21 protein-coding genes and 1 pseudogene are annotated in these 25,714 nt (G+C 73.6%); 15 read left to right on the top strand and 7 right to left on the bottom strand.

Annotated elements, in window-relative coordinates:
* Positions 1-383 precede the first annotated feature (383 nt).
* The 3 genes from lpdA to OG286_RS28065 all read left to right on the top strand — a co-directional run bounded on the left by lpdA (position 384) and on the right by OG286_RS28065 (position 4,288).
* Positions 384-1,772 carry a dihydrolipoyl dehydrogenase gene (lpdA, locus tag OG286_RS28075; RefSeq protein WP_396319451.1) on the top strand — a complete coding sequence of 463 codons (1,389 nt, stop codon included), beginning with the start codon at positions 384-386 and terminating at the stop codon, positions 1,770-1,772.
* Between the two features lie 57 nt (positions 1,773-1,829).
* The gene (gene sucB, locus OG286_RS28070; protein WP_405359606.1) at positions 1,830-3,593 is read left to right on the top strand and encodes a 2-oxoglutarate dehydrogenase, E2 component, dihydrolipoamide succinyltransferase; all 1,764 of its coding nucleotides are present in this window, start codon (positions 1,830-1,832) and stop codon (positions 3,591-3,593) included.
* Positions 3,594-3,772: 179 nt separating this feature from the next.
* Positions 3,773-4,288 carry a DUF4240 domain-containing protein gene (locus OG286_RS28065; protein ID WP_396319453.1) on the top strand — a complete coding sequence of 172 codons (516 nt, stop codon included), beginning with the start codon at positions 3,773-3,775 and terminating at the stop codon, positions 4,286-4,288.
* 162 nt (positions 4,289-4,450) lie between these two features.
* Here OG286_RS28065 and OG286_RS28060 read toward each other — a convergent pair whose 3' ends face one another.
* Both OG286_RS28060 and OG286_RS28055 read right to left on the bottom strand, forming a co-directional pair.
* On the bottom strand, positions 4,451-5,479 hold the full coding sequence (locus OG286_RS28060; protein WP_396319454.1) for a DUF2510 domain-containing protein: 1,029 nt from the start codon (positions 5,477-5,479) through the stop codon (positions 4,451-4,453).
* Positions 5,480-5,730: 251 nt separating this feature from the next.
* A complete protein-coding gene (locus OG286_RS28055; RefSeq protein ID WP_396319455.1) occupies positions 5,731-6,228 on the bottom strand; it encodes a GNAT family N-acetyltransferase in 498 nt (165 codons plus the stop codon).
* A gap of 73 nt (positions 6,229-6,301) precedes the next feature.
* Between OG286_RS28055 and OG286_RS28050 the strand changes: the two genes are divergently transcribed.
* Both OG286_RS28050 and OG286_RS28045 read left to right on the top strand, forming a co-directional pair.
* Complete coding sequence (locus OG286_RS28050) at positions 6,302-7,207, top strand: TIGR01777 family oxidoreductase (RefSeq protein WP_396319456.1); 906 nt, start codon at positions 6,302-6,304, stop codon at positions 7,205-7,207.
* A gap of 471 nt (positions 7,208-7,678) precedes the next feature.
* Positions 7,679-9,010, top strand: a complete 1,332-nt coding sequence (locus tag OG286_RS28045; RefSeq protein ID WP_396319457.1) for an NAD(P)/FAD-dependent oxidoreductase — start codon at positions 7,679-7,681, stop codon at positions 9,008-9,010.
* Between the two features lie 265 nt (positions 9,011-9,275).
* On the opposite strand, the gene OG286_RS28040 is transcribed toward OG286_RS28045, so the two are convergent.
* Positions 9,276-11,114 carry a regulator gene (locus OG286_RS28040; RefSeq protein ID WP_396319458.1) on the bottom strand — a complete coding sequence of 613 codons (1,839 nt, stop codon included), beginning with the start codon at positions 11,112-11,114 and terminating at the stop codon, positions 9,276-9,278.
* A gap of 309 nt (positions 11,115-11,423) precedes the next feature.
* Between OG286_RS28040 and OG286_RS28035 the strand changes: the two genes are divergently transcribed.
* From OG286_RS28035 to OG286_RS28005, 7 genes are all read left to right on the top strand, one after another.
* Complete coding sequence (locus OG286_RS28035; RefSeq protein ID WP_396319459.1) at positions 11,424-12,185, top strand: 3-hydroxybutyrate dehydrogenase; 762 nt, start codon at positions 11,424-11,426, stop codon at positions 12,183-12,185.
* Between the two features lie 49 nt (positions 12,186-12,234).
* Positions 12,235-13,611, top strand: a complete 1,377-nt coding sequence (locus tag OG286_RS28030; RefSeq protein WP_396319460.1) for an MFS transporter — start codon at positions 12,235-12,237, stop codon at positions 13,609-13,611.
* Positions 13,612-13,810: 199 nt separating this feature from the next.
* Positions 13,811-15,751, top strand: a complete 1,941-nt coding sequence (locus tag OG286_RS28025) for a helix-turn-helix domain-containing protein (protein ID WP_396319461.1) — start codon at positions 13,811-13,813, stop codon at positions 15,749-15,751.
* Between the two features lie 182 nt (positions 15,752-15,933).
* Entirely contained in the window at positions 15,934-16,731 is a 798-nt protein-coding gene (gene lipB / locus OG286_RS28020) for a lipoyl(octanoyl) transferase LipB (RefSeq protein WP_396319462.1), read from the top strand.
* 182 nt (positions 16,732-16,913) lie between these two features.
* Complete coding sequence (lipA, locus tag OG286_RS28015) at positions 16,914-17,867, top strand: lipoyl synthase (RefSeq protein ID WP_396319463.1); 954 nt, start codon at positions 16,914-16,916, stop codon at positions 17,865-17,867.
* Between the two features lie 184 nt (positions 17,868-18,051).
* Positions 18,052-18,237, top strand: a complete 186-nt coding sequence (locus OG286_RS28010) for a hypothetical protein (protein WP_396319464.1) — start codon at positions 18,052-18,054, stop codon at positions 18,235-18,237.
* 140 nt (positions 18,238-18,377) lie between these two features.
* Positions 18,378-19,076: a DUF4191 domain-containing protein gene (locus OG286_RS28005; protein WP_396319465.1), complete on the top strand. Its 699-nt coding sequence runs from the start codon at positions 18,378-18,380 to the stop codon at positions 19,074-19,076.
* Positions 19,077-19,244: 168 nt separating this feature from the next.
* Here the strand turns inward: OG286_RS28005 and OG286_RS28000 are convergent, their stop codons facing one another.
* Positions 19,245-19,712 (bottom strand): RDD family protein, encoded by a 468-nt coding sequence (locus OG286_RS28000; RefSeq protein ID WP_396319466.1) that lies wholly within the window; start codon positions 19,710-19,712, stop codon positions 19,245-19,247.
* A 254-nt stretch (positions 19,713-19,966) separates the two neighbouring features.
* On the opposite strand from OG286_RS28000, the gene glnA reads away from it, so the two are divergent.
* Positions 19,967-21,379, top strand: coding sequence for a type I glutamate--ammonia ligase (gene glnA, locus OG286_RS27995; protein WP_396319467.1), 1,413 nt, complete (start codon positions 19,967-19,969; stop codon positions 21,377-21,379).
* Positions 21,380-21,563: 184 nt separating this feature from the next.
* Here the strand turns inward: glnA and OG286_RS27990 are convergent.
* Both OG286_RS27990 and OG286_RS27985 read right to left on the bottom strand, forming a co-directional pair.
* Positions 21,564-22,349, bottom strand: a pseudogene (locus OG286_RS27990) (PP2C family protein-serine/threonine phosphatase).
* A 387-nt stretch (positions 22,350-22,736) separates the two neighbouring features.
* Positions 22,737-23,954, bottom strand: a complete 1,218-nt coding sequence (locus tag OG286_RS27985) for a cytochrome P450 (protein ID WP_405365855.1) — start codon at positions 23,952-23,954, stop codon at positions 22,737-22,739.
* A gap of 143 nt (positions 23,955-24,097) precedes the next feature.
* Here OG286_RS27985 and OG286_RS27980 point away from each other — a divergent pair, with 143 nt between their 5' ends.
* A complete protein-coding gene (locus OG286_RS27980) occupies positions 24,098-24,463 on the top strand; it encodes an arsenate reductase family protein (protein ID WP_396319471.1) in 366 nt (121 codons plus the stop codon).
* A gap of 72 nt (positions 24,464-24,535) precedes the next feature.
* On the opposite strand, the gene OG286_RS27975 is transcribed toward OG286_RS27980, so the two are convergent.
* The gene (locus OG286_RS27975) at positions 24,536-25,006 is read right to left on the bottom strand and encodes a pyridoxamine 5'-phosphate oxidase family protein (protein WP_396319473.1); all 471 of its coding nucleotides are present in this window, start codon (positions 25,004-25,006) and stop codon (positions 24,536-24,538) included.
* Between the two features lie 76 nt (positions 25,007-25,082).
* Here OG286_RS27975 and OG286_RS27970 point away from each other — a divergent pair, with 76 nt between their 5' ends.
* Entirely contained in the window at positions 25,083-25,634 is a 552-nt protein-coding gene (locus tag OG286_RS27970) for a DUF1697 domain-containing protein (protein ID WP_396319474.1), read from the top strand.
* Positions 25,635-25,714: the final 80 nt, after the last annotated feature.

Raw genomic sequence — 25,714 nt, 5'->3', positions numbered from 1 at the left:
CCGGCTTTCCGGGCGCGCCCACGGGCGTCCGGCCGCCCGCACCGCTGTTACCTGCGGGTAAGGAACGAAGCCCCACCCCGCACCCTTGTTCGCTGCGGGCGAAACTTTGTTCCACTGTGCGGAACCGGCCCGCCGGCAGACCGCCCGAAGCACCGTTCACGCCGCTGTCAACCCCGCCCTGACCTGCGATGATGCCCTTCTGTCGGGGGTATTCCCACCCCGGTGACCGCCCTGTGGGACACCCCCGGGGTGGACCCGGACATCAGCCGCCGTGAACAAGTGCGAAGATGTATTTCCGGCACGACTGGGCGCCCCACAAAGGCTTCCGACCCACCGGACCGCGACCGGCCCGGCGACCCACCCCATTGCATGGAGGACGTGACGTGGCGAACGACGCCAGCACCGTTTTCGACGTAGTCATTCTCGGAGGCGGAAGCGGCGGTTACGCCGCGGCGCTCCGCGCCGCTCAGCTGGGCCTGAGCGTCGCCCTGGTCGAGAAGGGTGAGCTGGGCGGCACCTGCCTGCACCGCGGCTGCATCCCGACCAAGGCGCTGCTGCACGCCGCCGAGATCGCGGACGAGACGAAGGAGGCCGCCGAGTTCGGCGTTCTGGCCACCTTCCAGGGCATCGACATCAACGGCGTCCACAAGTACAAGGACGACGTCGTCGCCGGCCTGTACAAGGGCCTGCAGGGCCTGGTGGCCTCGCGCAAGGTGACCTTCATCCAGGGCGAGGGCAAGCTCTCCTCGCAGACCTCGGTGGACGTCAACGGCCAGCGCATCGAGGGCCGCCACATCGTCCTGGCCACCGGCTCCGTGCCGAAGTCGCTGCCGGGTCTGACCATCGACGGCGACCGCGTGATCTCCTCCGACCACGCGCTCAAGCTCGACCGCATCCCGAAGTCGGCCGTCATCCTCGGCGGCGGCGTGATCGGCGTCGAGTTCGCCTCGGTCTGGAAGTCCTTCGGCGTCGAGGTCACCATCGTCGAGGCGCTGCCGCACCTCGTCCCGCTGGAGGACGAGAACTCCTCCAAGCTGCTGGAGCGCGCGTTCCGCAAGCGCGGCATCAAGTTCGAGCTGAAGGCCCGCTTCTCCGGCGTCGAGTACACCGAGACCGGTGTGCGCGTCTCGACCGAGAACGGCAAGCAGATCGACGCCGACCTGCTGCTCGTCGCCATCGGCCGCGGCCCGGTCTCGGCCGGCCTCGGCTACGAGGAGAACGGCGTCGTGATGGACCGCGGCTACGTCCTCGTCGACGAGTACATGCGCACCAACGTGCCCACGATCTCCGCCGTCGGCGACCTCGCCCCGACCCTGCAGCTGGCCCACGTCGGCTTCGCCGAGGGCATCCTGGTGGCCGAGCGCCTGGCCGGCCTGAAGGCCGTGCCGATCGACTACGACGGCGTCCCGCGCGTGACCTACTCCAACCCCGAGGTCGCCTCCGTCGGCATCTCCGAGGCGAAGGCCGTCGAGCTGTACGGCAAGGAGAAGGTCGTCACCCTCAAGTACAACCTGGCCGGCAACGGCAAGAGCAAGATCCTGAAGACCGCCGGCGAGATCAAGCTCGTCCAGGTCAAGGACGGCGCCGTGGTCGGCGTCCACATGGTCGGCGCCCGCATGGGCGAGCAGGTCGGCGAAGCTCAGCTGATCTACAACTGGGAGGCGCTGCCGGCCGAGGTCGCGCAGCTCATCCACGCGCACCCGACCCAGTCCGAGGCCCTGGGCGAGGCGCACCTGGCGCTGGCCGGCAAGCCGCTGCACGCGCACGACTGATCGCGCCCCACCTTCCCCCATTCCAGTACGCAAGACTTGATAGGAGTCGCTGAAACCATGGCGGTCTCAGTAACACTGCCCGCGCTGGGCGAGAGCGTTTCCGAGGGCACCGTCACCCGTTGGCTGAAGGCCGAGGGTGAGCGCGTGGAGGTCGACGAGCCGCTGCTCGAGGTCTCCACCGACAAGGTCGACACCGAGATCCCGGCCCCGGCCTCGGGCATCCTGGCCTCGATCAAGGTCGGCGAGGACGAGACCGTCGAGGTGGGCGCCGAGCTGGCGGTCATCGACGACGGCTCCGGCGCCCCGGTCGCCGCTCCGGCCCCCGCCGCCGAGGCCGCCCCGGCTCCGGTCGCCGCTCCGGCCCCGGTCGTGGAGGCGCCCGCCGCCCCGGTCGCCGAGGCCCCGGCCGCGCCCGCCGCTCCGGCCGGCGACGCCACCCCGGTGCTGCTGCCCGCGTTGGGCGAGTCCGTCACCGAGGGCACCGTCACCCGCTGGCTGAAGGCCGAGGGTGACACCGTCGAGGTCGACGAGCCGCTGCTCGAGGTCTCCACCGACAAGGTCGACACCGAGATCCCGTCGCCGGTCGCCGGCACCCTGGTGAAGATCCTGGTCGGCGAGGACGAGAGCGCCGAGGTCGGCGCCCAGCTCGCGCTGATCGGCGCCGCCGGTGCCGTCGCCGCCCCGGCCCCGGCCCCGGCTGCCGCTCCGGCTCCGGCCGCTGCCCCGGCTCCGGCGGCTCCGGCCCCCGTTGCCCCGGCTGCCCCGGTCGCCGCTCCGGTTGCCCCGGCCGCCCCGGCTCCGGTTGCCGCTCCGGTTGCCCCGGCCGCCCCGGCTCCGGTTGCCGCTCCGGCCCCCGTCGCCGCCCCGGCTCCGGTCGCGCCGGCCGCCCCGGTGGCCGACAGCGGTGACGCCTATGTCACCCCGCTGGTGCGCAAGCTCGCCGCCGAGCAGGGCGTCGCCCTGGCCTCCGTCACCGGCACCGGTGTCGGCGGCCGGATCCGCAAGCAGGACGTCATCGCCGCCGCCGAGGCCGCCAAGGCCGCGCCGGCCCCCGTCGCCGCCCCGGCCGCCGCGCCGAAGGCCGCTGCCGCTGCGTCCCCGCTGCGCGGCGAGACGGTCAAGATGACCCGCATGCGCAAGGTCATCGGCGACAACATGCTGAAGGCCCTGCACGAGCAGGCCCAGCTGACCAGCGTGGTCGAGGTGGACGTCACCAAGATCATGTCGCTGCGCGGCAAGGCCAAGGACGCCTTCCTCGCCCGCGAGGGCGTGAAGCTGTCCCCGATGCCGTTCTTCGTCAAGGCCGCGGCCCAGGCGCTGAAGACCAACCCGGTCGTCAACGCCCGGATCAACGAGGCCGAGGGCACCATCACCTACTTCGACACCGAGAACATCGGTATCGCGGTGGACTCCGAGAAGGGTCTGATGACCCCGGTCATCAAGGGTGCGGGCGACCTCAACATCGCCGGCATCTCCAAGAAGACCGCGGAGCTGGCCAGCAAGGTGCGCGGCAACAAGATCACCCCGGACGAGCTGTCCGGCGCCACCTTCACCATCAGCAACACCGGCTCGCGCGGTGCGCTGTTCGACACCGTCATCGTGCCGCCGAACCAGGTCGCCATCCTGGGCATCGGCGCGACCGTCAAGCGCCCGGTCGTCATCGAGGCCGAGGGTGGCACCGCCATCGGCATCCGCGACATGACCTACCTGTCGCTCTCCTACGACCACCGCCTGGTGGACGGCGCCGACGCCGCCCGCTACCTGGTGGCCGTCAAGGAGATCCTGGAGGCCGGCGAGTTCGAGGTCGAGCTCGGCCTGTAAGGCCCCTCCGGCGGAACTCCGGAACCCCGCGTCGTCCCCGGACGGCGCGGGGTTCCGCGTTCCCGGAGCGGACGGAGGAGGCCGGGTATCGGACGAACGGGGCCGGGCATCGGAAGAACGGGCGTTTCGCGGGCCCATCACATGCGCGGGCGCGGGCGAACGGGGATGCTGGAGCGGTGATGGACGAGACCGACTTCTGGCAGATCATCGACGACACCCGGGAGGCCGCCGAGGGCGACCCGGACGAGCAGGCGGAACGGCTGGTGGAGCGGCTCGTCCAACTGACCCCGGACGACGTCATCGACTTCGCCCGGCTCTTCGAGGCGCGGTTCCAGCGCGCCTACCGCACCGACCTCTGGGCCGCAGCGTACCTGCTGCTGGACGGCGCCTCGGAGGACAGCTTCGACTACTTCCGCTGCTGGCTGATCGGCCAGGGCCGGGACGTGTTCGAGGGCGGGCTCCACGAGCCGGACGACCTGGCCGACCTGCTCCCGGACTTCGACGAGGAGGAGGACGGCGAGGCCGAGGACCTCGGCTACGCCGCCGACGAGGCGTACGAGCAGCTGACCGGGCTGCCGCTGCCCGAGGTGGGCGAGCGGCAGCCCGCGCGGCCGTCGGGTGCCTCCCTGGACTTCGACGACCCGGACGCGATGGCGAAACGGTTCCCCAAGCTCTGGGAGCGTTACGGGGACTGAGCCGCCGGCACCGGGCCACGGGCGGGGCCGCGGGCACCGGCCTGAGCCGCCGGCACCGGGCCGCGGGCACCGGCCTGAGCCGCGAGCACCGGGCCACGGGCGGGGCCACGGGCACCGCAGCCGACAACGCTGTGCGGCCCGGGCCACGGCGGCGCCTCCGTCTCAGGCACCCGAGCCGGAGGCGGTGCCGTCCTGCTTGATGCCCTTGAGGATCTGGTCGAGGACGCCGGGGTCGGGCGCGCCCGCCGCGTCGTCCACGCCGCCCTCGAAGGCCACGTAGCCGCCGCCCTTGGCCGGGACGGCCACCATCAGCACGTAACCCTTGGTGCCGTCCGAGGTGGTGATGTGCCAGCGCACCGCGTACCCGGAGACGCCCGCCACCGTGGTGTTGGAGGAGCCGGCGTCGGTGTGCGAGGTGATCCCGGTGAAGACCGCCCCCGCGTAGGTGGGCATCGCCGCCTCGGCGGCGGCCCGGGCGGACGTGCCGGAGATGGTGTCCTTCTCGATCGAGAACTGGCCGCGGATGCAGGAGCCGCCGGTCGGGCAGGTGTAGCGGCCGCTGCCCAGGAAGACCGTCGAGTGCGTGGTGTCGGTCTGCGCGTCCCAGCCCTGGAATATCGGCACGGTGATGGAGTGCTGGGTGTCGGCGGCGGTGTCCTTGATCACCGGCACCGGCGGCAGGCTCGGCGTGGGCGTCGGCGTCGGGGTGGGCGTGCGCTTGGTCGGGCTGGCGGTCGGGCTGTCCGTGACGGTGACCGTCGGCACCGGCGTCGGGTCCGCCCGCGGAGTGTCGCCACCGCTGTTGAGCGCGATCGCGGCCACCACGCCGACCACGACCAGCACCCCGGCCACGATGCCGATCACCACGCCGGGTTTGGTCCGCCCGGGCTGCGGGGGCGGCGGGTAGCCGCCCTGCGGGTAGCCGTAGGCGGGCTGGTTCTGTGCCGGGTAGCCGTACCCGGGCGCGCCCTGCTGCGGGGCGCCGTAGCCGTACGCGGGCGGCTGGGCGGGGGCCGCCTGCTGGGGGGTCTGCCAGGAGACCTGTGTCGGGGCGTCGGCGAGCCCGCCGCCGCCCGCCTGGACGGGGCGGACGTCGCTGGTCCAGGCGGTGCCGTCCCACCAGCGCTCATGACCGGCTGTGCCGTCCGCACCCGGTACCGGGTACCACCCGGGAGGCGTCGAGTTGCTCACGGCCGTACGGTACCCGGCGTGGCGCTACTCCAGACAGGTTGGGTATGTCACGACTCTGCTACCGGCCGGACACGAAATCCGACGGGTCGTCAGGGGGTCCGGCACCGGCGGGACGGAGGGTGCCGAGGGTGCGAGCGACCCCGGGCGGACGGCGCGGGGCGGGCGGCGCGGGGCGGGCGGCGCAGGGCGGACGGCGCGGGGCGGGCGGCGCGGGGCGGGCGGCGCAGGGCGGGCGGCGCGGGGCGGGCGGTTCAGGCCGCGAGCGGGCGGGCCATCCAGATGTCGTCCACGTACCGGCCGTCGATGAGGAACTCCTCGGTGAGCGAACCCTCGACGACGAAGCCGCAGGCCTCGTAGAGGCGCCGGGCCGGGGCGTTGTGCCCGAGCACGCGCAGGGTGATCCGGCGGGCGCCCTGCTCCCGGGCGGCCGTGCAGGCGGCCTCGACCAGCGCCCGGCCGAGGCCCCGGCCGCGGGCCGAGGCGTCGACCGCCAGCCCCTGGATCTGACGCACGTGCCGGTTGCTGGCCAGCGGGGTGGGCGGGACCACCCGGACGTAGCCGACGACCCGGCCGCCGAGCAGCGCCAGCAGGAACTGGTCCGGGGTGTGGCGCTCGTCGAACACCACGTCCCCCTCGGGCGGCTGCGGGGCGACGTCGCTCAGCCAGGACCAGGCCGCGCGATTGAGCTCCGACAGCTCCTTCTCGTCCTCGGGCCGAGCGGGGCGGATGATCAGATCTTCGTCGTGCATGGGCGTCATGCTAATCAGCGACCCCCGGCCTGTACACGGAGTTCCGGCCCCCGGAAACTGCGAGGATGACCCCATGCGAATCGCGGTCACAGGCTCCACGGGATTGATCGGCTCGGCACTCGTCCGCTCCCTGCTGGCGGACGGCCACGAGGTGGTCCGGCTGGTCCGGCACCGCTCCCGGACCGGCCCGCAACCGGACGGGACGACGGCGATCGGCTGGAACCCGCTGCTCGGGCAGGTCGACCGGGACGGGCTCGCCGGGGTCGAGGCGGTGGTCCACCTGGCGGGGTCCGGGGTCGGCGACCGCCGGTGGACGGACGCCTACAAGCGGGATATCCGGGAGAGCCGGGTGCTCGGCACCGAGACGCTGGCCGTCGCGCTGGCCGAGCTGAAGGAGCCCCCGCGGGTCTTCGTCAGCGCCTCCGCGGTCGGCCGGTACGGGCAGACCGGGGATGCGGTGATCGACGAGGACTCCCCCGCCGGGGACGACTTCCTGGCCGAGGTCTGCGTCGAGTGGGAGGCCGCGGCCCGGCCGGCCGAGCGCGCCGGGATCCGGGTGGTCCACCCGCGCACCGGGATGGTGCTCTCCGCCAAGGGCGGGGCCGGCGGGCGGCTCTTCCCGCTCTTCAAGCTGGGCCTCGGCGGGCGGCTCGGCGACGGCCGGCAGTACTGGAGCTTCATCTCGCTGGCGGACGAGGTCGCGGCGCTGCGGTTCCTGATCGACCGGGACGACCTGAGCGGCGCGTTCAACCTCAGCGCGCCGGAGCCGGTGACCAACGGCGAGCTGACGGCGGCGCTGGGGAGGGCGCTGAACCGGCCGACGCCGTTCCCGGTGCCGACGCCGGTGCTGAAGGCGGTGCTGGGCGAGCTGGCGATCGAGGTGGTGGGCAGCCACCGGGTGGTGCCGAAGCGGCTGCTGGAGGCGGGATTCCGCTTCGAGCACCCGGACGTGGACTCGGCGGTGCGGGCGGCGCTGTAGCGCTCCTGCGGCGGCTCGCGTCGCGTGGTGCCGAGGGGACGCGTCGCGTAGTGGCGGCGAGCCGCGTCCGGGGCGGGCTGCGTCGTGCCCGCGAGCCGCGTCCGGGGCGGGTCGCCGTCCGCGCGGGTGCCGCAGGCCCGCGTACGCCCGCTCCGGCGGCGACGCCGGCCAGGGGCATATGCCGAGCGGGGGGCGGTCGGGGCTCCGGCAGGGGGCGCACGGGAGCACGAAGTGGGCGCGCCGCACGCCCCCGGTGACCGTGCGCGCCCGCAGACCCCCGAACCCGGCCCCTTGGGCCACAGTCCGTGACGGCGCCGCCATCCCGTGCGGCCGAACCCTCCCCGGCGCCGGATACGGCCCGATGCGCTTGTCTGACGCTCACACTGACTGGGCATCACATCGTCGGACCGTGTCCCGGCACCCCGCTGCCTGCGTCGGCCGAAGCTCCGGGACCAGGGAGGGAGCACGCCAGTGCCCACGTACGACTTCACTCGCCGCGCCCGCCGACAGTCCGACCCGGACGTCGTCGTGGTGGGCGCCGGACTCGCGGGCCTGGCCGCCGCCCGCGTACTGACCGGCCACGGACTGACCGTCCACGTCCTGGAGACCACGGACCGCGTCGGCGGCCGGATGGCCACCCGCGAACTGGACGGTTTCCGGCTCGACCACGGCAGCCAACTGCTCAACACCGCCTACCCGGAGCTGCGCCGCGTCCTCGACCTGGACCGCCTCGAACTGCGCCCGCTCGCGCCCGGCGTACTCGTGCACGGCGGCGGCCGCCGCTACCGCGCCGGAGACCCGCAGCTGACCACCGCCCGGCAGGCCGCCACCCGGGCCCCGCTGGGCAATCCGCTGGACAAGGCCCGGCTGGGCAGCTGGCTCAGCAGGCTGGCCGCCACCCCGGCCGGCCGGCTCCAGGCCCGGCCGGAGACCACAGCCGCCCGTGCGCTCACCGAACGCGGCCTCGCCCCGCGCATCGTCGACGGCTTCCTGCGGCCGCTGCTCGCCGCCCTGCTCAGCGACCCGGCCCTGGGCACCTCCAGCCGGATCGCCGACCTGGTGCTGCGCAGCTACGCACGCGGCCGGCTCTGTCTGCCCGCCGGCGGCATAGCGGCCGTGCCGACCCAGCTGGCCGCCGCGCTGCCCGCCGGGACGGTGCGCACCGGGGTGCAGGTCACCTCGATCGCGGCCGACGGCGTGGAGACCGCCGGGCACGGGCGGATCGGCGCGCAGGCCGTGGTGGTGGCGACCGGCGCGCGGTCCGCCGCCGGGCTGCTGCCGGGCCTGCGGCTGCCGGACTTCCACCCCGTCACGACCTTCTACCACGCGGCCGACCGGGCCCCGATCGGCGAGGCCGTCCTGCTGCTGGACGGCGACCGTCCGGGCGGGCGGCCGCCGCTGGTCTCGCACTCGGTGGTGCTCAGCGAGCTGCACCCCTCGTACGCCCCGGCCGGGCAGGCGCTGGTCGCCACCACGGTGCTCGGACGGCGCTCGTTCGACGCCGGCGGCCCGGCCGCGCTGGAACCGGCGGTGCGCGCGCGGCTGGCGGAGCTGTACGGCGCGCCGACCAAGGAGTGGCAGTTCCTGAGCGTGCGCCACGTCCCCGACGCGGTACCGGCCATGCCGCCGCCGCACAACCACCGGCGCCCGGTGCGGCTGCTGGCCGGGCTGTACGTCTGCGGGGACCACCGGGACACCAGCACCGCCCAGGGTGCGCTGGTCTCGGGCCGGCGGGCGGCGCAGGCCGTGGTGCGCGACCTGGGAGTGCCGACCGGCGCCCGCGAGGCGGAGGCGGCGGCCTGACGCGGACCGGGACGGGGCGGGTCACGGGGCCCTTCGGGGCCGGCCCCGTCGCGGTGGACGCCGGGCACCTGCCCTCGTCCACCGCGGCGGCGCTGGTCGGCGCGGGCATCCACCCGGCGCTGCTCTTCCCGCTGCCGGCGCTGCTGTTCCCGCTGCCGGTGCTGGTCCTCCCGCTCCCGGCGCAGGGGCCGCTCGGCGGCGTCCGCCCGCCGGGCGCCGAGGGCGACCGACCGCGGGTGCACGCCGGGAGCGGGTGGTCGAGGTTTCAGATCACCCCCGCCTGGCGGGCCGTCTCCTCGAAGGCTCGGGCCACCGGGCTGCCGCGGTACGGGGTGAGCCGGCGGTGGAAGTCCCGGACGTACTCCAACGAGCGGGCCGAGCGCATCTCGCCGGCCGCGCGCAGGGCGTCGGTGGCCATGGCGCACGCCTCGTCGAGGTCGCCCATGCCGAGCCGGGCGGTGGCCAGCACCATCCGGCAGAAGATCCGGCTCCGGGCGTAGGCGGGCGAGCGCAGCCGCAGCGACTTCTCGGCGTGCTGGGCGGACGTCCGCCACTGCTGGAGGTCCCGGTAGCAGTGGGCGAACTCGTCGGAGAGCTGAGCCTCGTCGAAGTACCTGGCCCAGGAGGGCAGTTCGTCGCCGGCCCGGGCCGCTGCCAGCGACCGCTCGGAGCGGACCAGCGCGGTGGTGCAGGCCCGGACGTCGCCGAGCAGGCCGTGCCCGCGCGCCTCGGCGGCGTGCAACAGCGCCTGCACGGTGGGCGGTACGGCGGTGCCGACACCCTGCTGGGCGACCCGGGCCAGCTGGACGGCCTCCCGGCCGTGGCCGAGGTGCACCGCCTGCTGGCTCATCGTCACCAGGACGTAGCCGCCGAGCGCGCGGTCCCCCGCGGCCTGGGAGAGCCGCAGCGCCTGGACGAAGTAGCGCTGGGCCAGGCCGTGCGCGGCGATGTCGAAGGACGTCCAGCCGGCCAGCCTGGTCAGGTCGGCCACCGCGCCGAACAGCGCCCGGCCGATCTGCTCGCCGTACCGGCCGCGCAGCATCGGCTCGGCCTCGCTCTCCAGGTAGCGGACCAGCGCCTGGCGGGCGTGGCCGCCCCCGTAGGCGTGGTCCAGCGCGCGGAAGAGGTCCCCGACGGCGCGGATGGCGGCGATGTCGCCCCGGCCGACCCGCAGCGCCGGCCGCTGCTCACGGGCCGGGTCGGTGTACGGCGGCTCGACGGCGACGGGCGGGCGCCGGCTCTGGCTCGGCACCCGGCCGAGCGCGGTCGACGCCGCCTGCCCCGCGGCCGAGGGCGGGGCGGAGGCCCGGGAGGAGGGCGCACCGGAGGCCGGGGCCGGGCCGCGCACCGGGGGTGCGGCGGGCGCACCGGGCGCGGCGGCGGACGGTGCGCCGGGGGCGTCCGGGCGGGGCAGGGTGGAGCCGTCCCGGGCGACGCGCTCGTCCGTCCGGCCGATCAGCCAGTCCCGGCTGGGGACGACCAGCCCGGCCGGGGTGAAGGCGATCCGGCGCAGCTCGGACTGCGGGCCGTTGTCCTTGCGCCACATGCTCGCCACGATGTCCACCGCCTCCTGCGGAGTCTCGGCGAACTCCAGGCCCGCGTAGACCGGGGCGCAGGCGTCCAGGCCGAGGTCCTGGGCGGTGAGGCGGCGGCCGAGCCGACGCGTGAAGACCTCGGCGATCAGGGCCGGGGTGGCGCCGCGCGGCTGCTGGCCGCGGAGCCAGCGGGTGACGGAGGTCTTGTCGTACCGCAGGTCGAGGCCGTGCTCCAGGCCGAGCTGGTCGACCCGGCGGGCCAGGCCGGCGTGCGAGAACCCGGCCTCCTCGATCAGTGCGGCCAGCTGGCCGTTCTGCGGACCCGGGCCGGAGTGGCCGGCCGTGGGCGGGGGCGGTGCGGGTGCGGGCGCGGCAGAGTCGTCGCGGGCGGCGGCAGCGCCCTGGTGCCGTTCGGGCGTGACGGACGTGATCTGCGCGGGCACTCGCAACTCGTCGGCGGTCGGGGCGTCGGGGGCGTCCGGAATGGCCCGGCCGACCGGACCTCGGTGCTGGTCGAGCGGGTCGAGCGGTCCGTACGCCGGGCTGTCGGTTGCAGGCCGTTGGGGCATAGTCAGTCAACACCTCTCGGACGCCGCACCGGCTCCACCAGCACTTCGGCTGCCCGTGGCGGCGCCCCCTGTCGGGAATCGGCGCGAATGTAGCGAGCATTCGGGCGCTATGGGTGGTTCTGGCCGAGCAATCCTCCGAACGGGTGAAGCATCGGCGCCCATTGTGGGGAAGCCCGGACAGGATGGGTTTGGCTCCAGGTGGCCGAACCGCCGATCGATGGTCGTAGTGATGACCGCCATGGTTCACCGGAGTGCTGTAGGCCCCCACCACATAGGAGCCGGGCCGCAGGATTCCTACCGTTCTCGGCCATGGACACCACTTCAGCCCGCCCGCTCGACGGCCGTACGGCCCTGGTCACCGGGGCCGCCTCGGGCATCGGCCGGGCCTGCGCGGAGGCCTTCGCCGAGGCCGGCGCCCGGGTCTACGTCGTCGACCTCTCGGCCGCCCCGGCCCGGGAGCTCGCCGAGCGGATCGGCGGCGTCGCCCACGTCGCGGACCTCTCGGACCCGGAGGCGGTCGAGGGCCTGCCGGACGACGCCGACATCGTGGTCAACAACGCCGGCCTCCAGCACGTGGCACCCCTGCACGAGTTCCCGCTGGAACGCTTCACCCTGATCCAGCGGGTGATGGTCGAGGCCCCGTTCCGCATCCTGCGCCGCACCCTGCCGCACATGTACGAGCGGGACTGGGGGCGGGTGGTCAACATCTCCTCCGTCCACGGCCTGCGCGCCAGCGCCTTCAAGTCGGCCTACGTGACCGCCAAGCACGCGCTGGAGGGGCTGAGCAAGACGGTCGCCCTGGAGGGCGCGCCGTACGGCGTCACCAGCAACTGCATCAACCCCGGCTACGTCCGCACCCCGCTGGTGGAGCGCCAGATCGCCGGCCAGGCGCTGGCGCACGGCATCCGCGAGGACGAGGTGGTGGAGCAGATCATGCTCGACCGCACCGCCGTGAAGCGGCTCATCGAACCCGACGAGGTGGCCCAGCTCGCCCTCTGGCTCTGCTCCCCGCACGCCTCCTACATCACCGGCGCCAGCCTCCCCGTCGACGGCGGCTGGACCGCGCACTGATGCTCCCCGCCGCACCCCGCCCGTCCCCCCCTCCGAGAGGCTTGATTCCATGGCCAGTTCTCCCACCGTCGCGAGACCGGGCTCACCACTCTGGAAGGTGGTCGGTGCCAGCCTGATCGGCACCACCATCGAGTGGTACGACTACTTCCTGTACGGCACCGCCGCGGCGCTGGTCTTCGGCAAGGTGTTCTTCCCGGCGAGCGATCCGCTGACCGGGACCCTGCTCTCCTTCCTCACCTACGCGATCGGGTTCGCCGCCCGGCCGCTCGGCGCGCTGGTCTTCGGGCACTTCGGCGACCGGATCGGCCGGAAGAAGCTGCTGGTGGTGAGCCTGCTGCTGATGGGCGGGTCGACCACACTGATCGGGCTGCTGCCGACGTACCACCAGGTCGGCGTGGCGGCACCGGTGCTGCTCACCCTGCTGCGGCTGGTGCAGGGCTTCGCGCTCGGCGGCGAGTGGGGCGGCGCGGTGCTGCTGGTGTCCGAGCACGGCGACGCCCGGCGGCGCGGGTTCTGGGCGTCCTGGCCGCAGGGCGGCGCACCGGCCGGGAACCTGCTGGCGGCGGGCGTGCTCTCGCTGCTGACCACGGTGCAGTCCGACGCCACCTTCCTCTCCTGGGGCTGGCGGGTGCCGTTCCTGCTGTCGGCGCTGCTGGTCGCGGTGGGGATGTGGATCCGGCTGGCGGTGGACGAGTCCCCGCTGTTCAAGGAGGCGCTGGCCCGCTCCGAGGCGCGCAAGGCCTCGCAGCGGCAGGCCGAGCAGCCGCCGCTGGTCGCCGTGGTGCGGCACCACTGGCGGGAGGTGCTGGTGGCGATGGGCGCCCGGATGGCGGAGAACATCTCCTACTACGTGATGACCACGTTCGTCCTGGCCTACGCCGTGACCAGGGTGCACCTGCCCAAGCAGACCGCGCTGAACGCGGTGCTGATCGCCTCGGCGGTCCAGTTCGCGCTGATCCCGCTCTTCGGGGCGCTCTCCGACCGGGTCGGCCGCAAGCCGGTGTACCTGGTCGGCGCGGTGGGCGTCGGGATCTGGGCGTTCGTCTTCTTCGGGCTGGTGGACACGAAATCGTTCGGCTCGCTGGTGCTGGCGGTGACCGTCGGGCTGGTCTTCCACAGCGCCATGTACGCACCGCAGGCGGCCTTCTTCTCCGAGATGTTCGCCACCCGGATGCGGTACTCGGGTGCGTCGATCGGCGCCCAGTTCGCCTCGGTGGCGGCCGGCGCGCCCGCGCCGCTGATCGCGACCGCGCTGCTGAAGGACTACGGCAGCTCCACCCCGATCGCGGTGTACGTGGCGATCGCCGCCGCGGTCACCGTCCTCGCGGTGCTCTGCGGCCGGGAGACCCGGGGCAGCGACCTCACGGAGGTCGAGCCGGAGGCCGCTCCCGAGGCCGTGGCGCTCGCCAAGCCCGCGACCGCCTGACACCCCGTTCCACGGCCGGCGCCCATGACCGGATGGGCGCCGGCCCGCTACGGCCACCGGGGGTGAGCAGCTACGATCGCGCTTCCGTCCCCGGGGCCTGTCCTCGAAGCAGCGTCGTCCGCCCGGACGCCGCCGGGAAGGCGGGACTTCGACGACAGGGACCGAGGCCTGTGACCCACTGCCGATTGGCGGCCGTACCGTGAACGACCCCGTCCCCCACACCAGCTCGGCGCCCGCGCTGCGGCGGCTGCTCGACCTGCTCGCCTCCGGCGCCGCCACCGAGGACTTCGCCGACGTGCTGGCCGACGCGCGCCGGCAGGGGGCGCCGGGCGCCGTGCTGAGCGAGATCGACGACGCCACCTGGCAGGCGCTGCGGGTACACCGGACGCTGCGTCAGCACCGCCGCCGCGAGGCCGAGCTGACCGCCCTTTTCGACACCGCCGGGGATCTCGCCGCCTCCCGGGACCTGGACACCGTGCTCCAGGCGATCGTCCGCCGGGCCCGGATGCTGCTCGGCACCGACACCGCCTACCTGACCCTCCCGGACGAGGCCGCCGGCGACACCTACATGCGGGTGACCGACGGCTCGGTCTCCGTGCTCTTCCAGACCCTGCGGCTCAGCCTCGGCGACGGCCTCGGCGGCCTGGTCGCCCAGACCGCCCGCCCGTACGCGACCCCCGACTACCGGACCGACGAACGCTTCCACCACACCGGCACCATCGACGCCGGTGTGCTGGACGAGGGCCTGGTCGCGATCATCGGGGTACCGCTGCTGCTCGGCGGCCGGGTGATCGGGGTGCTCTTCGCCGCCGACCGCTCGCCGCGCGCCTTCTCCCCCGACGAGGTCGCGCTGCTCTGCACCCTGGCCGCGCACGCCGCGATCGCCCTGGACACCGCCAAGTCGCTGGCCGACACCCGGGCCGCGCTCGCCGAGCTGAACAGCGCCAACGAGCTGATCCGGGCCCACTCCGCCGCCGTCCAGCGCGCCGAGCAGGGCCACGACCGGCTCACCGACCTGGTGCTGCGCGGCGCCGAGGTACCGGACGTCGCCGCCGCGGTGGCCGCGCTGCTGGGCGGCGAGATAGCCGTCCTGGACACCGGCGGCGAGCCGCTGGCCGGCCGGGCGGTACCCGCCGAGGGGCTGGCCGCGGCAGTCGCGGCGTCCCGGTCCGAGGGCCGGTCGGTGCGGCACGGCGACGCCTGGGTCTGCGCGGTGCTGGCCGGCCAGGAGCCGCTGGGCACCCTGGTGCTGCTCGGCCGGCCGGGCCTGGACGACGCCGACCGCCGGCTGTTCGAACGGGCCGGTGTGGTCACCGCGCTGCTCCTGCTGCTGCGCCGCTCGGTCGCCGAGACCGAGAACCGCGTCCGCGGCGAGCTGCTCGCCGACCTGCTCACCACGCCCGACCGCGACCCGGCCGGCCTCACCGCGCGCGGCCGCCGGCTCGGGGTGGACCTCGGCCGCCCGCACCTGGTGCTGGTCGCCGAACCGGCCGGTGCCGCCGGCGCCGCGCCCAGCGCCGCCACGGCGGCCGCCGACCGCGGCCGGCTGGCGGGCGCCGCCGGGCGGTACCTGTTCGGCTCGCGCGGCATCAGCGCGGAGCACGGCGAGGCCGTCGTCCTGCTGCTCCCGGACGACGGTTCGGCGGGCGCCCCGCAGGAGGCGGCCGAGCAGTCGGCCGAGCGGCTCGCCCGGCTGGCCGGGTTCCCGGTCACCGTGGGCGCCGGCCGGCCCGCCGCCGGCCCGCTCGCGCTGGCCGCCTCGTACGCCGAGGGCCTGCGCTGCGTCCGGGCGCTGCGCGTGCTCGGCCGGGCCGGGGGCGGCGCCTCGGCCCGGGCGCTGGGCTTCCTGGGGGTACTGCTCGGGGACGGCCACGACGTGGACGGCTTCGTCGGCGCGACGCTCGGCCCGCTGCTGGACTACGACGCCCGGCGCGGCACCGAGCTGGTCCGCACGCTTCGCGCCTACTTCGACTGCGGCGGCAGCCTGACCCGGGCCAAGGACGAGCTGCACGTCCACGTGAACACGGTGGTGCAGCGGCTGGACCGGGTCGAGGTGCTGCTCGGCCGGGACTGGAACCACCCCGAACGCTCCCTGGAGCTGCAGCTGGCACTGCGGCTCCAGCTGCTCGCCGGCAACTGACCGGACGGCCGGACCGGGGCTGCCCGCGGGCACCCGGACGGCCGATCGCGGCCGGGGCGTACAGTGGCGAGGTTGGTCTCGAACGCCTGGCAAGGAGCAGCAACGGTGAGCGAGCGTAGCGAGCAGACGGTCGGACGGTGCGCGTCGCGCGAAGTGACCGCCGAGTGCGGCGGGGTGCGCGCATGAGCGAGAACGTGCGGTTCGTGCGGATGGGCATGGGCGAGGGCGCCGTCCCCTACCAGGAGGCCTGGGAGGAGCAGCAGCGGCTGCACGCGCTGCGGGTCGCGGACGAGATCCCCGACACCGTGCTGCTGCTGGAGCACCCGCCCGTGTACACGATGGGCAGGCGCACCAACCCGGCCGACCTGCCGCTGGACGGCACGCCGGTGGTCGAGGTCAACCGGGGCGGCGAGATCACCTGGCACGGCCCCGGCCAGCTGGTCGGCTACCCGATCGTGAAGCTCCCCGAGCCGATGGACGTCGTCGCGTACGTGCGCCGGCTGGAGGAGGCCCTGATCCGGGCCTGCGGCGAGTTCGGCGTGGAGACCACCCGGGTCGAGGGCCGCAGCGGGGTCTGGGTCCTGGGCGAGGCCATCCCGGACGCGGTGGTGGACCCGTCGCAGGTGGTGGACCTGGGAAAGCTGACCCTGCGGATGGGCCTGCCGCTGGGCATCGACCCCCGCCTGGCCGGGCCGGAGTACGCGCCCTCCAACGCCGGGCAGCGCGGCGACGACCGCAAGCTCGCCGCGATCGGCGTGCGGGTCTCGCGCGGGGTGACCATGCACGGCTTCGCGCTGAACTGCGATCCGGACATGACCTGGTTCGACCGGATCGTGCCCTGCGGCATCCGGGACGCGGGCGTCGCGTCGCTCTCCGGCGAGCTGGGCCGGGAGTTCCCGGTCGGCGAGGCACTGTCCGCGGTCGAGAAGCACCTGGCGGACGTGTTCGCCGAACTTCCGGAGCCGGCGCTCAGCCGCTGACCCGGGACGACCCGGCAGGTCCGGGGAATCCACCCGGCAGGTCCGGGAATCCGCCCGGAAGGTCCGGGGAATCTACCCGCCGGTAGCGATGTTGCCCTGCGATTGCGGGCCACCGGCCCGGCGAAGGCCGTACAAGCACAGGCGTACCCTGGGGGTACCCCGTCTAGTTCTAGGAGTCGCACGTGTCCGCTGTCGCACCCGACGGCAGGAAGCTGCTCCGCCTGGAGGTCCGCAACAGCGAGACCCCCATCGAGCGGAAGCCCGAGTGGATCAAGACCCGCGCGAAGATGGGCCCGGAGTACAACGCCCTCCAGTCGCTGGTGAAGAAGGAGGGGCTGCACACGGTCTGCCAGGAGGCCGGCTGCCCCAACATCTTCGAGTGCTGGGAGGACCGCGAGGCGACCTTCCTCATCGGCGGTGACCAGTGCACCCGCCGCTGCGACTTCTGTCAGATCGACACCGGCAAGCCCGCCGAGTTCGACCGCGACGAGCCGCGCCGCGTCGCCGAGTCCATCGTCACCATGGACCTCAACTACGCCACCATCACCGGCGTCGCCCGCGACGACCTGGAGGACGGCGGCGCCTGGCTGTACGCCGAGACGGTGCGGCAGGTGCACGCGATGACGGCCGGGCGCGAGGCCGGCCGCACCGGCGTCGAGCTGCTGATCCCCGACTTCAACGCGGTGCCCGAGCAGCTGGCCGAGGTCTTCTCGTCCCGCCCCGAGGTGCTGGCGCACAACGTCGAGACGGTCCCGCGGATCTTCAAGCGGATCCGGCCCGCGTTCCGCTACGAGCGCTCGCTGGACGTCATCACCCAGGCCCGCGCGGCCGGGCTGGTCACCAAGTCCAACCTGATCCTGGGCATGGGCGAGACCCGCGAGGAGGTCAGCCAGGCGCTGGCCGACCTGGTCGGGGCCGGCTGCGAGCTGATCACCATCACCCAGTACCTGCGCCCGTCGGTGCGCCACCACCCGGTGGAGCGCTGGGTGAAGCCGCACGAGTTCGTCGAGCTCCAGCAGGAGGCCGAGGAGCTGGGCTTCGCCGGCGTCATGTCCGGCCCGCTGGTGCGCTCCTCGTACCGCGCCGGACGGCTGTACCGGCAGGCGCTGGAGCGCCGCGAGCAGGCGTCGGTCTGACCGGCCGGCGACTTCTGGCCACCGAAGGGCGGAGCCTCGGCTCCGCCCTTCGGGTTGTTCGGGTTCACCAGGCTTTGACTGCCAGGTCACGACCTGGTAACACGGGGTGGTGACAATGGGACCGTTCGAATCATTTCCGCCACGGACCCTGTCACTGGGTCCGTCACGAGGGGAGCTGTTCGACATGCAGGTCGGCATCCGGTCGGTGGGCACCGCGCTGCGACTGGCCGAGAGCGTGCTGCTGGCGGGCGGCCAGCGACAGGCCCGCCGCAACGCCTGGGCGGCGGTCTGCGAGAACCGCCGGTACGCGGCGGACCGCGAGCGCGACGCGCGGCCCGGCGGCGCCGTCGCCGAGTCCGCGCACGGCTAGCGGGCGCCGCTCCGGCGGCTGCGCACCGCCCTCGGGACCCCCGCGTTCGTACCCGTACGGAGTCGCGCGGGTTCACCCGAGTCACGGTTGGGGACGAACGGGTACCCGGGCTTGGATATCCCGTACCCGCGGCACGTACCATGAGCGTTATGGCGAGGGAAACATCCGAAAACCCCGGGCGGCTGAAGCAGATCCGCCAGGCGTACACCATGACCAAGAAGGTCGACACCAAGATCGGCCTGATCATCGCCGGCGTCGGCCTGCTGACCTTCGGCGTGTTCCTCGCCATCGGCTTCGCAATCGACCACCCCATCTACCTGGGCATCCTGGGCTTCATCGTGGCCTTCCTGGCCATGGCGATCGTCTTCGGGCGCCGGGCCGAACGCGCCGCGTTCGGACAGATGGAGGGGCAGCCGGGGGCCGTGGCGGCCGTGCTGAACAACATCCGGCGAGGCTGGAGCGCCAGCTCCACCCCGGTCGCGGTGACCCGTAGCCAGGACGCGGTCTACCGCGCCGTGGGCCGGGCCGGCATCGCGCTGATCGGCGAGGGCAACCCGAACCGGGTGCGCCAGCTGCTGGCCTCCGAGAAGAAGAAGATGGCGCGGGTCGTCGGCGACGTGCCGGTGCACGACATCGTGGTGGGCAACGGCGAGGGCGAGATTCCGCTCAAGAAGCTGCAGATCCACCTGATGCGTCTGCCGCGCGCCATCACCCCGGCCCAGGTCACCGAGACCAACGACCGGCTGCGCGCCCTGGGCGACCTGCTCTCGAAGGCGCCGATCCCCAAGGGCCCGATGCCCAAGGGTGCCCGGATGCCCAAGGGCGGCCAGGCCCGCTGACCCACCCCTCCCCATTCGCACGAAACGGCCCCGCCGCGGAAGCTCCGCGGCGGGGCCGTTCGACGTTCTCGAGACCTGGTTCCGGGCACCGGCCCGGCTTCCGGGATTCGGGACTCGAACCTCGGCCCCGGGATCCGGGCCTCGGAACCGAGGCCCCAGGGCCGGACCTCAGATCCGCACCTCGGCGGTGCCGACCGCCTTGTCGTGCAGGCCGCGGGTGTCGCGGTCCCAGACCAGGGCCGGCACCAGCAGGCAGAGCAGCAGCGTGCGGAGCAGCACCTGGGGGATGGTGGCGCGGCTGCCGTCCAGGCGCACCACCCGCAGGCCGAACAGCCGCTTGCCGACGGTCGTCCCCGTGGTGGCGAGCAGCAGCGCGGTGACGGCGAAGAAGAGCGGGGTGGTCCACATGTTGGCCGAGCCCGGGGAGCCCTTGGCGATCAGCCCGTAGGCGACCAGGGAGACCAGCCAGCCGTCGACGAAGAGCGCGCCCAGCCGGCGGCCCGGACCGGCGATCGAGCCGGTGCCCTCCTTGGGGAGTCCGAGGCGCTCGCCGCGGTGGCCGAAGTCGGTGCCCATCTTCTCGGCGGCCGCCTTCGGGCCGTCGATCCACGATCCCAACGCTTCTCTGGTGTCCACGAATCCACACTAACCGGGCGGACGGTCCGGGCCTGCACCGGCTCCCCCGGAGGGTGAATCGCGTCTTCCGGCACTTCCCAAGTGGTCCAGACCACTCAGACGACCCAACCAGGGCGGGCGAAGCGTTTTGCCCCGGAGCGTACGACTTTGCCGCCCGTTCAACGACGGCGGTTAACATTCAGGAAACGACCGGGTCACCGGTTGGAAACGGGCCATTCCTAGGGTGAGCCCCATTCGCACGCCGAGGAGGATGGATGTTCAACAACGCCGCCGAAGTGAAGCAGTTCATTCAGGACAACGATGTGAAGTTCATCGACGTCCGGTTCTGTGATCTCCCGGGCGTCATGCAGCACTTCTCCGTGCCCGCGGCGACCTTCGACCCGTCCGAGACCCTGATGTTCGACGGTTCGTCGATCCGCGGCTTCCAGGCCATCCACGAGTCCGACATGGCACTCGTCCCGGACCTGGCCACGGCCCGGCTCGACCCGTTCCGCAAGGAGAAGCACCTCAACATCAACTTCTTCATCCAGGACCCGGTCACCGGCGAGGCCTACAGCCGCGACCCGCGCAACGTCGCCAAGAAGGCGGAGGCCTACCTCGCCTCCTCCGGCATCGCCGACACCGCGTTCTTCGGTCCCGAGGCCGAGTTCTACGTCTTCGACTCGGTCCGCTTCGACACCAGCGCCAACGCGTCGTACTACCACATCGACTCCGAGGCCGGTGCCTGGAACTCAGGCTCCGCCGAGGGGGACGCCCGCGGCTACAAGGTCAAGTACAAGGGCGGTTACTTCCCGATCCCGCCGGTCGACCACTTCGCCGACCTGCGCGCCGAGATGTCCCTGGAGCTGGCCTCGGCCGGCCTGGAGGTCGAGCGCCAGCACCACGAGGTGGGCACGGCCGGCCAGGCGGAGATCAACTACAAGTTCAACACCCTGCTGCACGCCGCCGACGACCTGATGCTGTTCAAGTACATCATCAAGAACGTCGCCTGGCGCAACGGCAAGACCGCCACCTTCATGCCGAAGCCGATCTTCGGCGACAACGGCTCTGGCATGCACGTCCACCAGTCGCTGTGGACGGAGGGCTCGCCGCTCTTCTACGACGAGCAGGGCTACGCCGGGCTCTCCGACACCGCCCGCTACTACATCGGCGGGCTGCTCAAGCACGCCCCGTCGCTGCTGGCGTTCACCAACCCGTCGGTGAACTCCTACCACCGCCTGGTCCCGGGCTTCGAGGCACCGGTCAACCTCGTCTACTCGCAGCGCAACCGCTCGGCCGCGATCCGGATCCCGATCACCGGCTCCAACGCCAAGGCCAAGCGCATCGAGTTCCGTGCGCCGGACCCGTCGTCCAACCCGTACCTGGCCTTCGCCGCGATGCTGATGGCCGGCCTCGACGGCATCAAGAACAAGATCGAGCCGCTGGAGCCGGTCGACAAGGACCTCTACGAGCTGGCCCCCGAGGAGCACGCCAATGTGCCCCAGGTGCCGTCCTCGCTCCCGGCCGTCCTGGAGGCCCTGGAGGCCGACCACGAGTACCTGCTCGCGGGCAACGTCTTCACGCCCGACCTGATCGAGACCTGGATCGACTTCAAGCGCACCAACGAGATCGCCCCGATCGCCCTGCGCCCGCACCCGCACGAGTTCGAGCTCTACTACGACCTGTAGGCCGTCGCGGCCGAACGCCGTCGCCGCGTGCTCCCGGAGCCCCCTCCCCGACATCGCTTGCCGGGGCGGGGGCTCCGGCGTGCGGAACCGGCGGGGCGGGGAATCGGGCGGGGCAGGGAATCGGGCGGGGCAGGGAATCGGGCGGGGCAGGGAATCGGGCGGGGCAGGCCGACGGTGTGCCCGGTCACTCCCGGGTGAGGGCGAGGATGGCGAGGTCGTCGGCGAACAGGCCGGCGTACTCGTGGACGTCGTGGGCGAGGAAGGAGACCAGGCGCTCCGGGGTTGCCGTGCCGAGCGTGGTCAGACGGCCGGCCAGCGGGTAGAAGGCGCCGGTGGCATCGCGGGCCTCGCTCACGCCGTCCGTGTAGCACAGCAGGGTGTGACCGGGCGGGAGGGGGACGGCCGCGGGGTCGGACCGCCGGGCGGAGGGCCGGCCGAGGCGGCCGAGGCCGAGCGGCAGCTCGTACGGGCAGTGCACCGGGGTGGCGCCGTGGTCGGAGAGCAGCAGCGGCGTGACATGACCCCGGTTGACGATCTCGGCGTGCTCCGCCCCGGCGCGCTACTGGAGCAGGACGGCGGTCACGAACAGCTGGTCGTCACCCCGGGCGGCGGCGTCGCGCAGCACCGCGCGGTCCAGCTGCTCGGCGAGTTCGACCAGATCGGCGGTGTCGTGGGCGGTTGCCCGGAAGGCGCCGAGCACGTCGGCCACCGTCCGGACCGCGCCGAGGCCCTTGCCGCGGACGTCGCCGAGCAGCACGCGGGCACCGAAGCGGGTGTCGCAGACCTCGTAGAGGTCACCGCCGACCAGCGCCTCGGCCTGGGCCGGGCGGTAGAGGCCCGCCACCCGCAGGCCGCCGGCCCGCTCGGGGACGGGGCGCAGGACGGTCCGCTGCAGGGTCGCGGCCACCGTGCGGGTGCGCAGCAGGGTGCGGCTCTGCCGGATCCGCTGCCAGGAGAGGGCGGTGCCCATGACGCCGGCGAGCAGGGTGGAGATGTAGACCCAGACGTGGTCCTGCTCGTCGAGGTGCCCGGCACGCAGGGCCAACAGGAGCTGGAGGGCGAGGGCGCCGGCCGTGGCGCCGGCGGTGATCGCCGGGCCGTAGCTGAACGCCACCACCACCGGCAGCGCGGTCAGCAGGAAGCCGGCCGCGACGGCGTCCGGGACGACCGCCTCGCCGCCAGGTCGAGCACCAGCAGCACCAGCGGGAGCCAGGCCACCCAGCGCGGCGGTCTCGGCTCCTCGGCCACCGGCTGCGGTGGGCGGGGCGCTGTGGGCGGGGCGGAGACCTCCTGGCCGGCCCCTTGCTTCGGTCCCGGCCGCCCGGCCCCTGCGGCCCCTGGCCCCAGGGGCCGCAGTTCAGCGGACCGTGACCGGCAGCGTCTCGTAGCCGCGCAGGACGAGGCGGTCCCGGCGGGTGGAGACGCCGCCGGGAGCCAGCCGGGGGAAGCGGTCGAGCAGGGCCGGCACGGCGACCTCGGCCTCCATCCGGGCCAGCCGGGAGCCCAGGCAGAAGTGCGGGCCGCCGCCGAAGCTGAGCGGCTGGCTGTCGGTGCGGCCGGGGTCGAACAGCTCCGGACGGTGATAGCGGGCCGGATCGCGGTTGGCCGCGCCCAGCAGGACCAGCACCACACTGCCGGCCGGCGCCGGCACCCCGGCCACGGCGAGCCCCTCGGCGGCCGCGACCCGGGTGGTGAGCTGGACCGGCGAGTCGTGGCGGAGCACCTCGTCGGTGAGCAGCTCGGGCGCCACCGCGCCGGTGCGGAGCCCGTCCATCGCCTCCGGGTGGCGGAAGAGCAGGGCGAGACCGTTGCCCAGCAGGTTGGTGGTGGTCTCGAAGCCGGCCACCAGCAGCAGCACCAGGTTGGCCAGCAGTTCGGCGCCGGATATCCGGTCGGGGGCATCGGCGGCGATCCGGGCCAGATCGCTGACCAGGTCGTCCTGTGGGCGGGCCAGGCGCTCGGCGACCAGCGCGGTGAAGTAGCCGGACAACTCCTCGGCGGCCTCGTCGGCGACGGTGAGCTCGTCGAGGTCCTGGATCAGCTCCAGCGCGATGGTGAGGTCGCCCGCGAGGCCCCGGAAGCGGTGGCGGTCCGGCCCGGGGACGCCGAGCAGCTCGCAGATCACCTCGACCGGCAGCCGGAAGGCGAAGGCGTCCATGAAGTCGACGGGCGGACCGTCGGCGCCGCGCTGCGCCATGCCGTCCAGCAGCCGCCCGACCGTCGCCGCCACGGCCGGCCGCAGCGCGGCCACCCGGCGGGCGTTGAACGCCGAGGCGATCAGCGAGCGGACCCGGCCGTGGTCGGGCGCGTTCCGCTGGAGGATCGAACGGCCGAGCAGGGTGACGGAGGAGTGCCGGGCGATGGCGGCGTCCGACAGGGCCAGTTCCCCGGTGTCCTCCAGTGCGAAGGCCGGGTTTCGCAGCACCTGGTTGGCGGCGGCGTGCCCGATCGCCAGGACGGTGCCCGGCCCGGCGGGGGCGGCCGCGCCCAGCTCGTGCGCCCGCGCGTACAGCGGGTACGGATCCGCCCGGCCCTCGCTGGTCATCAGCTGTCCGATGATCGACGCGCCGTCCATCCGGTGCTCCCCTCCCGAGACCCGACCCCTGGCCTCTCAACCCTCCGTGGGCGGAAGGAAGTTCCCGTCCGGCGCAGGCCCTGCACCGGACGGTCCGCGCCCGGGTCGCCCGCGCCGGACCGGGCGGTCGGTACGCTGGCCGCATGGAGATCTGGATCAACCCGCGCTGCGGGAAGTGCCGAACGGCGCTCGGCGAGCTGGAGGCCGTGGGCGCCGAGTACACCGTGCGGCGCTACCTGGAGGACCCGCCGACCGCCGCCGAACTGGAGAAGGTGCTGGAGCGGCTGGGGCTGGAGCCGTGGGACATCACCAGGCTCGACGAGCAGTCCGCCAAGGACCTCGGGATGAAGAAGTGGACCAGGGAGCCGGGTGACCGGGCGCGCTGGATCGCGGCGATGGCCTCGCACCCGATCCTGATCCAGCGCCCGATCATCACCGCGGACGACGGCCACGCCGTCGTGGCCCGCACGCCCGAGGTGCTCAAGTCCGTACTGCCGAAGAAGGGCTGACCCGCGCGGGAGCCGCTCCCGGTGCCGGTGCAGCCGTCGGCACCCCGGTCGGTGCCGTGGCCGGTACCGCTGTCAGAGCCGCTGGATGCGCTGCACCGGCTCACCCGGGCGCCAGGACGTGATCCAGAGGTGGTCCTCGCCCACCGTGGTGTGCACCACCTGCTCCAGCTCCAGCCGGAAGGCGTGGAACGGGCCGGGCGGCGGCTGTGGCAGGTCGGCCTCGTAGGCGGCCAGCTCGGCCTCGTCGGTGATCTCGACAGCGCGGCCCGAGATCTTGGAGTCCCCGCCCTCCATCGTCTCGTCGCCCGGGTGGGCGTGCAGGGCGAAGCGGCCGTCCCGCTGGAGGTCGCGGGCCTTCACCGCCCCGTACATCGACCCGAGGGTGAGGTCGGCGCCGATGAACTCCACCTCGGTGCCGCTCACCCGGGGTGAGCCGTCCTTGCGCAGCGTCGCCAGGACGTGGTGTTTGTTGGCCTCGAAGCGGGCCCGCACGGCGGGGGCCAGATCCGGTGCCTCGTGCTCGAAATCCTGCCAGGTAGCCATGGCGTCAGTGTGGCACCGGCCGGTGACGATCCCGGTGAACCGGGGCGCTGTCGGTCCCCGGTGCCAGACTGACCGGATGACCACCACGACCACGTACATCGCCTTTCTGCGGGCCGTCAACGTCGGCGGCCGGACGGTGAAGATGGAGCGGCTGCGGGCGCTCTTCGCCGAGCTGGGCCTCGACGACGTGCGCTCGTACATCCAGAGCGGCAACATCTTCTTCACCACGGACGAACCGGACCGAGCCGCGCTCACCCGGCGCATCGAACAGCACCTGGCCGAGGCGCTCGGCTACCCCGTCCCGGTGATGCTGCGCACCGTGGAGGAGGTCGAGGCGGTGCTCGCCGCCGAGCCGTTCGCGGGCGTCGAGGCCACGCCGGACCTGCGGCTGATGATCAACTTCCTCTCCGAGCCGCTGCCGGCGGACTTTCCGGTCCCGTACACCTCGCCGAAGGGCGACTACGAGGTGATCGGCGCCGACCCGGCCACCGCCTACGTGGTGGTCCACCTCCAGGACGGCCGGCTGAAGAGCACCGGCAACCTCTTCGGCAAGTCCTACCAGGGCTCGGCCACCGCCCGGTTCCTGCACACCACCGTCAAGATCCTGGCCGCCGCGAGGAAGAGCTGACCCCGCCTCAACGCGCCCGGGAGCCCGGTCCGCGCCGCCGGCGCCGCCCCCAGGGGCCCGGCCGCAATCTGGACAGGTGG

This window comes from Kitasatospora sp. NBC_00039 (assembly GCF_045160625.1).
Taxonomy (GTDB): domain Bacteria; phylum Actinomycetota; class Actinomycetes; order Streptomycetales; family Streptomycetaceae; genus Kitasatospora.
Note: the sequence above shows the minus strand (reverse complement) of the source record. Positions and strands in the feature narration are given on the sequence as shown.

Excerpts from the sequence above, each read along its gene's own strand:
- sucB (WP_405359606.1), top strand. The coding sequence starts at position 1,830 with ATGGCGGTCTCAGTAACACTGCCCGCGCTGGGCGAGAGCGTTTCCGAG.
- OG286_RS28065 (WP_396319453.1), top strand. The coding sequence starts at position 3,773 with ATGGACGAGACCGACTTCTGGCAGATCATCGACGACACCCGGGAGGCC.
- OG286_RS28055 (WP_396319455.1), bottom strand. The coding sequence starts at position 6,228 with ATGCACGACGAAGATCTGATCATCCGCCCCGCTCGGCCCGAGGACGAG.
- OG286_RS28050 (WP_396319456.1), top strand. The coding sequence starts at position 6,302 with ATGCGAATCGCGGTCACAGGCTCCACGGGATTGATCGGCTCGGCACTC.
- OG286_RS28040 (WP_396319458.1), bottom strand. The coding sequence starts at position 11,114 with ATGCCCCAACGGCCTGCAACCGACAGCCCGGCGTACGGACCGCTCGAC.
- OG286_RS28035 (WP_396319459.1), top strand. The coding sequence starts at position 11,424 with ATGGACACCACTTCAGCCCGCCCGCTCGACGGCCGTACGGCCCTGGTC.
- OG286_RS28030 (WP_396319460.1), top strand. The coding sequence starts at position 12,235 with ATGGCCAGTTCTCCCACCGTCGCGAGACCGGGCTCACCACTCTGGAAG.
- lipB (WP_396319462.1), top strand. The coding sequence starts at position 15,934 with ATGAGCGAGAACGTGCGGTTCGTGCGGATGGGCATGGGCGAGGGCGCC.
- OG286_RS28010 (WP_396319464.1), top strand. The coding sequence starts at position 18,052 with ATGCAGGTCGGCATCCGGTCGGTGGGCACCGCGCTGCGACTGGCCGAG.
- OG286_RS28005 (WP_396319465.1), top strand. The coding sequence starts at position 18,378 with ATGAGCGTTATGGCGAGGGAAACATCCGAAAACCCCGGGCGGCTGAAG.
- glnA (WP_396319467.1), top strand. The coding sequence starts at position 19,967 with ATGTTCAACAACGCCGCCGAAGTGAAGCAGTTCATTCAGGACAACGAT.
- OG286_RS27985 (WP_405365855.1), bottom strand. The coding sequence starts at position 23,954 with ATGGACGGCGCGTCGATCATCGGACAGCTGATGACCAGCGAGGGCCGG.
- OG286_RS27980 (WP_396319471.1), top strand. The coding sequence starts at position 24,098 with ATGGAGATCTGGATCAACCCGCGCTGCGGGAAGTGCCGAACGGCGCTC.
- OG286_RS27975 (WP_396319473.1), bottom strand. The coding sequence starts at position 25,006 with ATGGCTACCTGGCAGGATTTCGAGCACGAGGCACCGGATCTGGCCCCC.
- OG286_RS27970 (WP_396319474.1), top strand. The coding sequence starts at position 25,083 with ATGACCACCACGACCACGTACATCGCCTTTCTGCGGGCCGTCAACGTC.